We start from the raw sequence: 13,005 nt of genomic DNA, 5'->3' as shown, positions 1-13,005 counted from the left end.
ACCGATCACTCGGCGAGAGCGATCTCCTCGCACCGAGCGACGCTCCTGCCGATCGAGGCGTGGTCGAGCCCCAGCAGGGCCGTGAGCCACAGACCGTTCTGGATGACGTTGATGTCGGCGGCCCGCCTGTCGCACTCGCCCCGCGGCAACCCGGGACGGGCCGCACCGATCAGGTCGGCGAGCCCGGCTCGATAGCGCTCCTGTGCCTCCGTGTTGATGCGCTCGAAGTCCTCGTGGGCTTGGGCGAGCGCCCAGAGCTGAAGACGCAGGGACAGATACTCCGTCGTCAGGAACTCCTGGTCGGCCACCCGCTTCAGCGCGGCGCGCAGCCGCTCTTCCGGTTCCAGGGCGGGATCCGGCTCGACCAGCGAGACGTCCTGCTCCTCGATGCGGTGCAGGGCCGCTCGGATCAGGCTCGTCTTGTCCTCGTAGTAGTAGTTGACCAGCCCCAGGGACACCCCGGCCGCGCGCGCGACGGCACGCATGCTGACCCCGGATATGCCCTCCAGGGACAGCAGCCGAAGCACCGCGTCGAGGATCCGCGCCTGCCGATCGACCTTCTCTTCGGCGTCCATCGCACGCACGGGCCTCAGACTCACAGCTCACAACACTAGTGGCGGACGCTCGCCGGCGAGTCCGGCCTCCTCGACCGAACGGCACCGGCGTAGGCCGCGGGCGAAGGCCGGTATGCCCTGCGCCTCATCAGGCCAGGCCCGCGCCCCGTGCGGCGGCCGGCGCCGTCTGATCCCGTGACACGGTGGCGTCTTCACGGTGGCGTCTTCATGGTGGCGTCTTCATGGTGGCGTCTTCATGGTGGCGTCTTCATGGTGGCGTCTTCATGGTGGCGTCTTCATGGTGGCGTCGTGCGAGCGGGCTCGCTCGCAGACGCCACGGTGGTCAGTGTGAGTGGCGGGGCGGGGCGCTGCCGCTGCCCCCGATGAGGAAGTCCAGGTCCGCTCCCCTGTCGGCCTGCAGGACGTGCTCGCCGTACAGCCGCACCCATCCCCGGTCGGCGACCGGTTTCGGGGGCTGCCAGGCGGCGCGGCGGCGCTCGAGTTCCGCGTCGTCGACCAGCAGGTCCAGACGCCGCGCGGGGACGTCGAGCCGGACCGGATCGCCGGTACGCACGAGTGCGAGAGGGCCGCCGACCGACGCCTCCGGGGCCACGTGCAGGACGCAGGTGCCGTACCCGGTGCCGCTCATGCGGGCGTCGGAGATCCGCACCATGTCGGTGACCCCGTCGGTGAGCAGCCGCCGTGGCATGGGCACGTTGCCCACCTCCGGGAAGCCGGGATAACCACGGGGTCCGGCGTTTCGTACCACTATGACCGTGTCGGCTGTGACGTCCATGTCCAGATCGTCGGCTACCGCGACATAGTCCTCGATCCGGTCGAACACGAGCGCCGGCCCGGTGTGCCGGAGCAGATGGGCCGAGGCCGCGGAGACCTTGAGCACGGCACCGGACGGCGCGAGCGACCCGCGCAGCACGACGGTCCCCGAGCCCGCGGGCTGAAACGGCTCCGCCATGGTGCCGATGACCTCTCGGTTCCAGCACCGGGCACCGCTGATGTTGTCGGCCACGCTCCTCCCGCTGACGGTGACCTGGTCCAGATGCAGCAGGGAGGCGATCTCCTTCATCACCACCGGTACTCCACCCGCGTACGCGAAGTCCTCCATCAGGTACGCGCCGGAGGGCATCAGGTTCACCAGCATGGGCACCTCGGAGGTGAGCGTGTCGAAATCATCCAGCGACAGGGGGACGCCGAGGCGCCCGGCGATCGCGAGCAGGTGCACCACGGCGTTGGTGGAGCCACCGATCGCGGCGTTGACCCTGATGGCGTTCTCGAAGGCACGCCGGGTGAGCACGGTGGACAGCCGCTGGTCCTCCCCGACCATGGCCACGATCCGGCGACCGGCTGCTTGCGCGAGCGCGTAGCGGCGGGAGTCGACCGCCGGCAGGGCGGCGGCCCCCGGCAACTGAACGCCCAGCGCCTCGGTCACGCAGGCCATGGTGGAGGCGGTCCCCATGGTCATGCAGTGCCCCCGGCTGCGGGACATGCAGACCTCCGCCTCGCCGCAGTCGGCCGCGGTCATCCGGCCGGCGCGCAGTTCCTCGGTGAAGCGCCACACATCGGTGCCCGATCCGATGTCGCGGCCGCGGAACTTGCCGTTGAGCATCGGGCCACCGGTGATCATCAGAGTCGGCAGGTCGACGCTGGCCGCGCCCATCAGCAGCCCTGGCGTGGTCTTGTCGCAGCCGGACAGCAGCACCACCCCGTCGAGCGGATTGGCCCTGACCAGCTCCTCCAGCTCCATCGACAGCAGGTTGCGATAGAGCATGGTCGTCGGCCGCATCAGCGGCTCCCCCAGGCTCATCGCCGGGAACTCCAGCGGCAGGCCGCCGCTCTCCCACACACCGCGCTTCACCGACTCGGCCAGGTCGTGCAGGTGGGCGTTGCACGGCGTCAGCTCCGACCACGTCGTGGCGATGCCGATCACCGGCCGGCCGTCGAAGACGTCGTCCGCGAACCCCTGGTTGCGCATCCACGATCGATGAATGAACCCGTTGCGTCCTTCCGCTCCGAACCACTCCTGGCTGCGCAGCGGGCGATCCGTCATCGACATCGGCACACCTTCCTGTCATCTGTCCTGCCGCCGAAGAGGCGGCGATCAATGGGCGAGCGCGTGATCAGACCGGGCCGGCTACCTCAGGCCTCCGACGGACAGTCCGCCGCGCCAGTGTCGCTGGAGGGTGAAGAACGCGACGATGAGCGGGATCACCGACACGAGCGCGCCCAGGATGATGAGGCTCCACAGAGAGGTGCTGCCCGCGTTGTTCGCCGAGGCGATTCCCTGCCAGACGCCGAGTCCGACGGTGACCGGGAAGAGGCGGTTGTCCGAGAGCATGGCGAGGGGCAGGAAGTAGTTGTTCCAGGACGCCACGGCCGACAGGAGCAGCACCGTGACCACAGCGGGCCGCATCAGCGGGAACGCGACCTGGAGGAACGTCCGCACCTCACCGGCGCCGTCGGCCCGCGCCGCGTCCAGGATCTCGTCGGGAACCGCGTCGCGCGCGTACACGTGCATCAGGTAGACCCCGAACGGGTTGAGCAGCGACGGAAGGATCACCGCCCATACCGTGTTCGTCAGGCCGAGCCCGGAGAACATGACGAAGGTGGGGATCACCAGCGCGGTCGCGGGCACCATCAGCGCGCCGAGCAGGATCGAGAAGCTGAAGCGTCTGCCGGCGAACCGGTATTTGGCGAATCCGTAGCCCGCCATGACGGCCAGGATCGTGGCGCCGAGGCCGCCCGCGAACGCGTACAGCGTGGAGTTGAGAATCCACCTGCCGTAGATGCCGCCGTCGTAGGTGAACAGTTGCCTGAGGTTTTCGAAGTAGTCGATCCGGTCGGTGAACCACAGTGTGCTGCCGCCGCCGAACAGACCGGGGGCGTCTTTGGAACTGTTGACGATGACCCACCAGAACGGCACGAGGAAGTACACGACCAGGAAGCCGAGGAGCACCTGCAGAGGCAGGTTGCGTTGTGGCGGGCGGCGTGCGCCGGAGCGTCCGGTCCTCATAGAAAGCTCCTCCGCTTACGGGTGAAGAACAGGAACGCGTAGACACCCACGAACACGATCCCGCCGAGGGCGAAGGAGATCGCCGAACCGTAGTTGAAATTCGCGAGCGCGAACGCCTGCTGGTACGCGTACATGTTGGGAGTGAAGTCCGGTCCGATCGTGCCGGCCGCGAGGACACGCAGAAACTGCGGTTCGTTGAAGAACTGCAGGGTGCCGATGAGCGAGAAGACCAGGATCAGGAGCACCGCTGGGGTGATCAGCGGAATTTTGATCCGGAGCGCGATCTGCCATCTGTCCGCGCCGTCCATCCGAGCGGCCTCGTAGAGCGCCGGGTCGATGCCCTGCAGCGCCGCGTACAGAATGATCATGTAGTAACCGGCCCACTGCCAGGTGACGATGTTGGCGAGGCCGTAGAAGACCAGGTCGCTGCTGAAGAAGTCGGGAGCCGTGGCGCCGAACAGGCCGAAGATGTCGGAGAACGGCCCGAAGTTCCTGCTGTACAGGAACCCCCACATAACGGCCCCGATGACGGTGGGAATCGCGTACGGCAGAAAGATCATCAGCCGCGAGAACCGGGCGAAAAGGGAGGTGACGGCATCCAGAATGAGGGCCATCGCGAGCGCCAGAATGATCTGCAGCGGGATGGCGACGAGGGAGAAGCGTACGACGAACCACGCCCCGGAGAGAAAACTCGGGTCGGTGAACGCCTTCACGTAGTTGCCGAGGAAGACGAAGCTGGTGCCGCCGATCAGTTTCTTCTGGAAGAGGCTGAGATAGAGCGCGTACCCGAGCGGTGCGATGAGCAAGGCCAGAAAGACGATCCCGAACGGCCCGACGAAGAGCCACCCCATCAGGTGCTCACGAAGACGCACCTTGCCGCGGACCTTGTGCGGTTTCTCCTGACCGCTCGGCACACTTTCCTCGATCAAGAGGGTCATCTTGGGCTCCGAGATGTCGCTGCTGAGAGTCGCGGACGGGCCAGACGGTCGAGGACGGCCTGGCCCGTCCTCTTGTCGTCACTGAACGGTGAAGCCCTGTTCCCCGGCGTAGTTCGCCACATCCTCCTGAATGCGGTCGGCGGCCTGCGCACCGGTGACGGAACCCTCGATGACGGCGCTGATCTGCTTCGTCATGGCCTCGAAGTAGTACTGGCCGAACGGACTGTAGGTGACGCCCTCGTAGGCGTTCGCCGCGGGGACGTAGACCTCCTTGTTCGCCTGCTGACCGTCGAAGAACGACACCTTCAGGTCCACGAACGCGGGATCGTTCAGCGCCTTGAGGTTCAACGGGAAGATGATCTGGTTGGTCCAGCCGTCGGTGAGCGACTCCTCGTCGGCGTAGAGGCCGTACGCCGCCTTGGCCGCCAGCTCCGGGTTCTTCGCCTGGCTCGTCACGGAGAATGCCGACCCGCCCCAGTTCACCTGCACCGGGGCGGCGACGTCCCACTGCGGGAGCGGCGCCACCGCGAACTTGCCGGTGTCCTCTCCCTTGCCGACACCGGCGCCGGTGAGGTAGCCGGGCGCCCAGGCCGCCGAGATGTACGTCGCGTAATTACCGTTGATCACACCGGAGATGTACTCCGGCGTGAACTGGTTCTGCGTCCCGACCAGCCCCTTGCGCACAAGACCCGCCCAGTAGTCGAGCACGTCCTTGGACGCCTGGTCGTTCAGGTTGATGCCGATCGACTCCGGCCGGGCCGGGTCGTAGGTGAACGGCACGGCGCCCTTCTGGATCTGCAGCGCCATCATGACGGCCGGCACGTTCGCACCCAGGTCGCCGAACGGGGGGCCGCCCGCGTCCTTCACCTTCTGCGCCGCCTGCTCGTACTCGGCCCACGTCTTCGGCGGCGTGATGTCGTACTCGTCGAAGATGTCCTTCCGGTAGATCATGGCCATCGGACCGCCGTCCACCGGCACGCCATAGACCGCGTCGCCGATCGAGACGTCCTTCCACGTGCCCCCGCTGTAGTTCTCCTTCACGCTGTCGAAGCCGTACTTCTTGATGTCGACGAGCGCGTTCTGGATCTGGAAGGTCGGGATCCGGTCCATCTCGATCATGATCACGTCTGGCGCACCGGTGCCGGCGGAGATGGCCGTCTGGAATTTACGGTACTCGTCACCGCCCTGGCCGACGTTGGTCCAGCAGACCTGTACCTCGTCGCTCAGCTTGTTGAAGTTGTCGACGACGAGTTCCATGTTGGGGTACCAGCCCCAGAAGGTCACGACCGGCAGATCCTTCTTACCGATCGTGTTCGTGCAGTTGCTCGCGTCGTTTCCGACCGCGTCGTTTCCGCCGTCGCTCGCGCTCGCGTCGCTCGCGCCGCCGCCCGCACCGGAGGAACAGGCGGCAAGCACGCAGGCTGCCGCGAGCGTGGCCGCGGTGACCAGTCGTCTTCTCGTCTTCGCTGACATGATCTCCCCTCCGGGATCACTGCGCACAAGGGTCATGCGTCGCCGCTGTGACCGAGCGATCGGCCGGAACGGGGCGAGGGTGATGCGAACCCATGCCCTGTCCTTCGCGCCGATCTTCTGTGAGCGCTCACATGTCGTCGTCGCCCGATGAGCACCATCTGGGGCGGGAGCGTGGCGCCCCGGCGGCTCACCTCGAACGGGCGGGCCTGTGCCGGCGCTTGAACAAGCGCGGTGTCAGGTCGATGAGTGCTCGCGCCGCACGTTCCAGCCGTGCGGCCCGGGGGTCACCCCGGCGATTCGTAGCGGATACCGAAGTCGCCCACGATGGCGAGGCTCGCCTCGCGCGACGGGTAGGACACATCGCCGCCGCCCATCACGATCGGCAACGGGCCTCCATCGAGGAACCGGCGGTCGAGGATCTGCTCGGCGTCTCCCATCTCGACCCGGTCCGTACGGCTCCGGCCGCCACCGTGCCGGAGGTGGAACACGTGGTACGGCAGACGCATGCTGACGTAATGTTGTAAGGCCATAGGAAGGCTCCTTCGATGGCCGGCAGCGGATACGCCGACCGACCTGGCTCTTCTGCCCGATGTGTCGCGGATCCCCTGTCTGCACCTCCGTCTCTCGCGGTCTCGCCTTCTCACCTGGAGATCAGGTGAGCGTGTCCGTCACGGTCCGGTCGCGGCCCTCGGCGGTGCGGTGGAGCCGCGGACCACCAGGCGGGTCGGGAGCAGTATCTGCCGGGGGCCCTCCCACTCGCCGGTCACCAGCGACTTCAGCATGCGCGCGGCCTCGTACCCGAGCCGGTACATCGACTGATCCACCGTGGTCAGCCCCGGCTCGGCCAGCGCGGCCTCCGGGATGTTGTCGAAACCGACCACCGACAGGTCGTCGGGAACGCCGAGCCCCAGCTTTCTCGCGGCCTCCAGAACCTTCAGGGCCATCCCGTCGCTCGCCGCGAAGATCGCTGTCGGACGGTCCGCCCTCTCCAGCAACTCGTGCGCCAAAGGCACCGCCGACTCGGGATTGAAGTCCCCCCTGCCGATCAGGGCCGGATCGACGGGGAGACCCGCTTCGGCCAAGGCCCTGCGGTAACCCTCCTCACGCGACCATGCCGCCGCCAGGCTGGAACGGCCCGCGATGAATCCGATGCGCCGATGGCCGAGGCCGAGCAGATGCTCGATCACCGTGGTCGCACCCGTGAGATTGTCCGCCGTCACCGACGGCACCGTCGAGTCCCGCACCGGATCGATGACCACGATCGGCGTGCTGGTCCGCACCTCGCTCCAGGGCGTGACCACGATGCACCCATCCGTGAGCGTGCCCGACAGCCGGGTCACATGCCGCTGCTCCCAGCCCTCCGAATACGTCCCGTAGAGATCGCTGTTGGCATAGATGATCAGATCGAAGCCCGACTGGCTCAGCGCGTCCATCACGCCCTTGAGCACCTCGGCCGTATAGGACTGGAAGCTGTGGGTCACGAGGCCCAGAACGTTCGTACGGCTGCGCCGCAGACTCGCCGCCACCAGGCTCGACTCATAGCCCAGCCGCTCGATGGCCGAACGTACCCGCGCGGTGGTGCCGGCGCTGACGCCGTACCGTCCGTTCACCACCCGCGAGACCGTCGCGGTGGAGACACCGGCCAACCGTGCGACGTCACTCATCGTCACCGGCGCACCACCCTCGACCATGTCGTCCCCGCTTGCTGCAATCGTTATCGGTTACGTTTCCAGCAACGTAAGCGATGGCGTTTGCGAAAACAAGTGCCTTCTCGGTCACCATGCGGACCGTCGCGCCACGGAGGAGAAGGCCGGATCGGACCCGCCGACCGGATCGGACCCGCCGGTCGGGGGCGGGGCCGCCGGTCTCGCCCCACCAGGCCGTCAGGTCCGCCCGAGCGGGCGGCGCGCGGTCGCCGTCGGCGGTTCGTCGACGACGACCGTGCCCGCGTAGGCCTTTTCGACCCTCGGCCGGTCGGCGTCGCCGGTGATGGTGAACGTCCCCGCGTGGGTGTGGGTACGGGTGTCGGAGGAGAATCCGACGTACACCTCGATATGTCCGGTCTCTACCGTGTAGTTCATGTTCCGGTCGTAGAAGCCGAGCTGGCCGGTGGGCAGGTGGAACCGTACAGCCGCTCGCCGCCCGGCATCGGCGGACACTCGGGCGAAGCCCTTCAACTCGAGCACCGGCCGGGTGACCGTCGCCTGCGGATCGCGAATGTAGAGCTGGACGACCTCCTCGCCGGCTCGATCGCCGATGTTGGCCACGATGACCTCCACCTCGACGCCGTCCCCGGCCGTCACCTCGGCACGGTTTAGCGTGGCCTGTTCGACGACGAACGGGACGTACCCGAGTCCGTGCCCGAAGCGGTAGCGCGGGCGGACGGGCGAGTCGACGTAGTCACCATGCCAGTGCGACCGTCCGCCGGACACCTTGTGTCCGTAGAAGACGGGTATCTGCCCAGCGGAGCGCGGATAGGAGATCGGCAGCTTCCCGCTCGGGCTCACCTCGCCGAGCAGAACCTCGGCGATCGCCCGCGCCCCGGTCTGTCCGGGCAGCCAGGCCATCAGCACCGCGGCGCACTCGTCGTGCAGGAAGTCGCCGCCGACCGGTCGGCCGGCGACGAGCACCGCCACCACGGGGGTGCCGGTGGCGACCACGGCACGGACCAGGTCCTCCTGGACACCGGGGAGATCCAGGCTGGACCTGTCCCGCGACTCTCCCGTGGTGGCCCGGGTCGTCAGCCCCGAGCGATCTCCCATGACCAGCACCGCGACATCGGCAGCCGCCGCGGCGGCGACCGCCTCGTCGAAACCGTCCCGCGACGTGTCGATCACGTCGCACCCACGCGCGTAACGCACCCGGTCGCCCAGGCGGGCCGTGAGCTCGTCACGCACCGTGGGCAGCCCCTCCGTGCTCTCCTCGATCTCGAGGTCGTCCGGGATCGTCATCGTCTGGCCGAGCAGGCCCCGCCGCTCGCGCGCCTCCGCCAGCGACTCGACGTGCGCCGCGAAGGAGTAGTCGCCGAGCAGGTGCCGGGCGTCGTCGGCGTTCGGCCCGATGAGCGCGACCGTTCCGGCACCCGGCCGCAGCGGCAGGACGCGATCGTTCTTGAGCAGGACGAGGCTGCGGCGAGCCATCTCGAGCGCCACCTCCCGATGCCGCTCGGTGTTCACGGTCAGCGCGACCGCGGCCTCGTCGACGTAGGGGTCCTCGAACAGGCCGAGCTCGAACTTCTGCCGGAGAACCCGTGAGACCGCTTCGTCCAGTTCCCCTTCGCCGACCACGCCGGCGTCCAGGGCGCCCGCCAGCGCGCCCGCGTACGCATCCGTGGCCGGAAGCTCGACGTCGGTGCCCGCGGTGAGCGCCAGAGCCGCCGCCTGCCGCTTGTCCTCGGCGAAGTGGTGATACGAATGGAGATCGTCGACGGCGAAGTAGTCCGACACGACGGTCCCCCCGAAGCCCCACTCACCCCGGAGGACGTCGTTGAGTAGCTGACGGTTGGCGTGGCAGGGAATCCCGTCCAGCTCGTGATAGCCGGCCATCATCGACTCGAGGCCCGCCTCGCGGACCGCCGCCTCGAACGGATACAGATACACCTCACGCAGCAGACGAGGCGGCAGGTGCGCCGGCGCCCAGTTCAACCCGCCCTCGGACGCCCCGTAGCCGACGAAGTGCTTGGCCGTCGCGATGACGCCCTCCGCCAGAGAAGAACCTTGGAGGCCACGGATGAACGCCACGCCCATGCGGGCCACCAGGTGCGGGTCCTCCCCGTAGGTCTCCTCCGTACGGCCCCATCGCGGGTCCCGTACCACGTCCAGCACCGGTGAGAGCCCCTGGTGGCCTCCCATCGCGCGCATCTGCTCACGAACGGCATCGGCCAACCGCCGGTTGAGCTCCGGCGCCCAGGTGCTCGCGACACCGATCGCCTGCGGGAAGACGGTCGCCTCACGCGCCATCAGCCCGGAGCACACCTCCTCGTGCACGATCGCCGGGATCCTCAGCCGGGTCTCCGTCACCAGAAAGCGCTGGATCTCGTTCGCCACCCGCGCCACCTGTGTCGCCTTCAGGCTGGTGGCTCCCGCGACGCGTGTCACGTGCCCCAATCCGTGCCGGAGGACCGGTCGCGCCCGCTCGGGCGAGAACCGGCCGCCCTCGATCACCGAGAACGCCCAGGCGCTCCCCAGCTGAGCGAGCTTCTCCTCCCGGGTCATCCGAGCCAGCAGATCCGCCACGCGCTCCCCGACGGGCGCGGCCGGATCGGTGTAAATCGCCTCAGGCTCCCGCCTCACTGTGGTCACCAGGTCACCCCAATCACCGCTGCAGCCCCTTTCCTCCGCCATCGACCACCGGCGAGACCTCCAGAGCGAGATTCGGACCACCAGGGGGACGCCGTGGGCCGCCCCCATGGCGACGTCGATCACGTGGATCCGCCTCTTCGCAAACGTAATCGGTAACGTTTACAATCCAACCGTCACTGATCACCCCCGCTTTGTCCAGAGCCGCACCGAAGACCCTCATGACCGCCGGCCCGGCACTCCCGCGTCAGAGCCGGATGGCCGGTCACGACCATGAACCGCTGAAGCCGGCGCGCCCGGCGGCGACCGCTTCACGACAGAGAGGAGACCCAAGTGCACATCGTTCGATACCAGGGGCGTTCCGACCCCCGCCCGCGCATCGCGGTGTTGAGTGACGGCGTCCTGTCTCCCCTGCCGGTCGCCGGCATGTTCGAGCTTCTCCAGCACCGGAGGCAGGAGATCGAACGGATCTGCGCCGACGCCGCCCCCGACCGTCCGCTCGGCGATGCGCGTCTGCTCGCGCCGGTGGACGGCATCACGGAGGTGTGGGCCGCAGGCGTGACCTACCTGCGCTCTCGTGACGCGCGCGTGGAGGAGAGCGCCCTCAAATCGGTCTACGAGCAGGTCTATGACGCCGAGCGTCCCGAGCTGTTCTTCAAGTCGCCCGCCTGGCGGGTGGTCGTCGACGGCGAACCCGTCGGCATCCGCTCCGACTCGGCGCTCAACGTTCCCGAGCCGGAACTGGCTCTGGTGATCAACCGTTTCGAGGAGATCGTCGGCTACGTCGTATGCAACGACATGAGCTCACGATCGGTCGAGGGCGAGAACCCGCTCTACCTACCGCAGGCCAAGCTGTACGCCGGCTCGTGCGCCCTCTCCCCCGGCATCAGGCCCGCGTGGGAGGTCGACCCCTCCGATCTCGCCATCCGCCTGACGGTCACCCGCGACGGCACCGTCATATGGGACGGCACGACCTCCACCAGCCAGATCCGGCGACCGTTCGCCGAACTGACCACCTATCTGTTCCACGCCGAGAACCATCCCCACGGGGTCGTACTCGCCACCGGGACCGGCCTCGTGCCCGATCTCGACTTCCGGCTGCACGCGGGCGACATGATCACGGTGGCGATCGACCAGGTCGGTGAGCTCGGCAATCCGGTGGTCGTAGGCAAGGAGCACTTCGGCTTCCTGACGACGCCGTGACGCCGGAGGCGATCACCGCCGACGACGTCTCGTCCAGTGCCGGAGCAGATCACGCCGTCCAGGCCGGGTCCCGGCCGATGAGGCCGAGCATGCGGTCGAACAGCGGGGCGTCGTCCGGCACCGCCACCGGCGGCCCGAAGACACCGCGTCGTCTGCCCGTCTCCACCATCTGCTCGGTGAAGTGCAGCGCCCGCGAAACGGCCTCGGGGTCGGGCTCGTACTCCTGACCTGTGGCCGTGGCCAGGTCCCAGCCGTGCACGACCATGTCGACGAGATACATGTGGCCCAGCGCGGTCATCGGCATGCCCATGGCCGGGCTCGTCCCCTCCCACGCCTCTGGCCGCGACCAGGCGGCCAGCGTGCCCTCCGCTCGCGCGGGGAAGTCGCCCGCGTAGGGCCCCTGCTCGATCATCGGCCCCTTGCGCGCCAGCGACTCGAACAGCTCCGCCACCCATTCGAGGTGGTTGATCAGGTCTCTGACGTCGAACTTCGCGCACGGCGTCGGGAGCCCGAGCTGCTCCTGCCGTACCGCGCGCACCAAGCCCGCGGTGCGTTCCGTGGCGCTCCTCATCAGCGGCATCATGTCGTCCATGGCGACCAGTGTGCCCCGTCGGCCCGAAGGGCGGCTTGTAGAAACGCGACAGCGCGGCTGGGTCGACCCGTACGCGGGGCTCAACGCCTTCGATTTCGTCCGGCGGGCGCCATCGCCCGAGATCGCGGCGTATGTGGAGCACTTCTGGGTCGTCACGTGGACCGATGTCGCCGAGCCGTACGAACAGCGCATCGTCTCGCACCCCACCGTGAACATGACGATCGCCCAGGATTTCCACCGGATCGCGGGAGTGATCACGGGTGGGTTCTCCCACACGATGCGGGGCAGCGGCCGCGTGCTCGGCACGCGCTTCCGCCCGGGTGGCTTCCGGCCGTTCCTCGGCGGTCCGGTGTCCCAGCTGACCGGCCGGTTCGTGGAGATCGGCGAGATGTACGGCGCAGCGGGCGCGACCCTGGCCGAGCGGGTTCTGGCCGAGCCCGACGTCCAGGCCGCCATCGCGCTCATCGAGACGTTCCTGCTGGGTCTGGGGCCGGATCACGATCCGCTGACGGAAGAGGTCGCGGCGCTGGTGGCGATGGTGGAGAGCGACGTGTCCGTGACCAGGGTCGACGAGCTGGCCGCCAGATCGGGGCGGTCCGTGCGCTCGCTGCAGCGGCTGTTCCGGGACCATGTCGGCGTCGGCCCCAAGTGGGTGATCCGCCGCTTCCGCCTGCACGAGGCCGCGGAGCGGATCTACCAGGGGCTCGACCTCGCCACGCTGGCCGCCGAGCTCGGCTACACCGATCAGGCCCATCTGACCCGCGACTTCACCGCCGCTGTCGGCATGCCCCCGGCGGCCTACGCCCGGCTCGGAGGCCGGGCCTGACCACCCCGGGGCGAACCCGCTTGCCGCGCCGGATCCCGCATGCTCGGCCCATCGCCCCGTACGTCTCGCGGGTGAAGACGAGAACGGGCGTAC

The 13,005-nt window shown here is 68.3% G+C and carries 11 protein-coding genes; 2 read left to right on the top strand and 9 right to left on the bottom strand.

What is annotated here, in order from left to right:
- Positions 1-5 precede the first annotated feature (5 nt).
- The 8 genes from ACQP1K_RS03625 to ACQP1K_RS03590 form a co-directional block, all read right to left on the bottom strand.
- Positions 6-599 (bottom strand): TetR/AcrR family transcriptional regulator, encoded by a 594-nt coding sequence (locus ACQP1K_RS03625; RefSeq protein ID WP_433499450.1) that lies wholly within the window; start codon positions 597-599, stop codon positions 6-8.
- Positions 600-897: 298 nt separating this feature from the next.
- Entirely contained in the window at positions 898-2,625 is a 1,728-nt protein-coding gene (locus ACQP1K_RS03620) for an IlvD/Edd family dehydratase (protein WP_433499449.1), read from the bottom strand.
- A gap of 78 nt (positions 2,626-2,703) precedes the next feature.
- Complete coding sequence (locus ACQP1K_RS03615) at positions 2,704-3,582, bottom strand: carbohydrate ABC transporter permease (protein WP_433499448.1); 879 nt, start codon at positions 3,580-3,582, stop codon at positions 2,704-2,706.
- Positions 3,579-4,520: a carbohydrate ABC transporter permease gene (locus ACQP1K_RS03610; protein ID WP_433499447.1), complete on the bottom strand. Its 942-nt coding sequence runs from the start codon at positions 4,518-4,520 to the stop codon at positions 3,579-3,581. Before ACQP1K_RS03610 ends, ACQP1K_RS03615 begins: the two co-directional genes overlap by 4 nt.
- 78 nt (positions 4,521-4,598) lie before the next feature.
- Positions 4,599-5,993 carry an extracellular solute-binding protein gene (locus ACQP1K_RS03605; RefSeq protein WP_433499446.1) on the bottom strand — a complete coding sequence of 465 codons (1,395 nt, stop codon included), beginning with the start codon at positions 5,991-5,993 and terminating at the stop codon, positions 4,599-4,601.
- A gap of 284 nt (positions 5,994-6,277) precedes the next feature.
- Positions 6,278-6,523, bottom strand: coding sequence for a hypothetical protein (locus ACQP1K_RS03600; RefSeq protein ID WP_433499445.1), 246 nt, complete (start codon positions 6,521-6,523; stop codon positions 6,278-6,280).
- Positions 6,524-6,661: 138 nt separating this feature from the next.
- Positions 6,662-7,657, bottom strand: a complete 996-nt coding sequence (locus ACQP1K_RS03595) for a LacI family DNA-binding transcriptional regulator (RefSeq protein WP_433499444.1) — start codon at positions 7,655-7,657, stop codon at positions 6,662-6,664.
- Between the two features lie 219 nt (positions 7,658-7,876).
- On the bottom strand, positions 7,877-10,294 hold the full coding sequence (locus tag ACQP1K_RS03590; protein ID WP_433499443.1) for a glycoside hydrolase family 3 N-terminal domain-containing protein: 2,418 nt from the start codon (positions 10,292-10,294) through the stop codon (positions 7,877-7,879).
- 330 nt (positions 10,295-10,624) lie between these two features.
- Here ACQP1K_RS03590 and ACQP1K_RS03585 point away from each other — a divergent pair, with 330 nt between their 5' ends.
- Positions 10,625-11,494, top strand: a complete 870-nt coding sequence (locus ACQP1K_RS03585; protein ID WP_433499442.1) for a fumarylacetoacetate hydrolase family protein — start codon at positions 10,625-10,627, stop codon at positions 11,492-11,494.
- Between the two features lie 49 nt (positions 11,495-11,543).
- Here the strand turns inward: ACQP1K_RS03585 and ACQP1K_RS03580 are convergent, their stop codons facing one another.
- Positions 11,544-12,065, bottom strand: a complete 522-nt coding sequence (locus ACQP1K_RS03580; protein WP_433499441.1) for a TIGR03086 family metal-binding protein — start codon at positions 12,063-12,065, stop codon at positions 11,544-11,546.
- A gap of 19 nt (positions 12,066-12,084) precedes the next feature.
- Here ACQP1K_RS03580 and ACQP1K_RS03575 point away from each other — a divergent pair, with 19 nt between their 5' ends.
- Positions 12,085-12,912, top strand: a complete 828-nt coding sequence (locus ACQP1K_RS03575) for an AraC family transcriptional regulator (RefSeq protein WP_433499440.1) — start codon at positions 12,085-12,087, stop codon at positions 12,910-12,912.
- Positions 12,913-13,005: the final 93 nt, after the last annotated feature.

The organism is Sphaerimonospora sp. CA-214678, from assembly GCF_050942215.1.
Lineage (GTDB): Bacteria > Actinomycetota > Actinomycetes > Streptosporangiales > Streptosporangiaceae > Sphaerimonospora.
This window is presented reverse-complemented; position numbering and strand designations above follow the sequence as displayed.

Coding starts and splice junctions, on each gene's coding strand:
- ACQP1K_RS03620 (WP_433499449.1), bottom strand. CDS start 2,625: ATGTCGATGACGGATCGCCCGCTGCGCAGCCAGGAGTGGTTCGGAGCG.
- ACQP1K_RS03615 (WP_433499448.1), bottom strand. CDS start 3,582: ATGAGGACCGGACGCTCCGGCGCACGCCGCCCGCCACAACGCAACCTG.
- ACQP1K_RS03610 (WP_433499447.1), bottom strand. CDS start 4,520: ATGACCCTCTTGATCGAGGAAAGTGTGCCGAGCGGTCAGGAGAAACCG.
- ACQP1K_RS03605 (WP_433499446.1), bottom strand. CDS start 5,993: ATGTCAGCGAAGACGAGAAGACGACTGGTCACCGCGGCCACGCTCGCG.
- ACQP1K_RS03600 (WP_433499445.1), bottom strand. CDS start 6,523: ATGGCCTTACAACATTACGTCAGCATGCGTCTGCCGTACCACGTGTTC.
- ACQP1K_RS03595 (WP_433499444.1), bottom strand. CDS start 7,657: ATGAGTGACGTCGCACGGTTGGCCGGTGTCTCCACCGCGACGGTCTCG.
- ACQP1K_RS03580 (WP_433499441.1), bottom strand. CDS start 12,065: ATGAGGAGCGCCACGGAACGCACCGCGGGCTTGGTGCGCGCGGTACGG.
- ACQP1K_RS03575 (WP_433499440.1), top strand. CDS start 12,085: ATGGCGACCAGTGTGCCCCGTCGGCCCGAAGGGCGGCTTGTAGAAACG.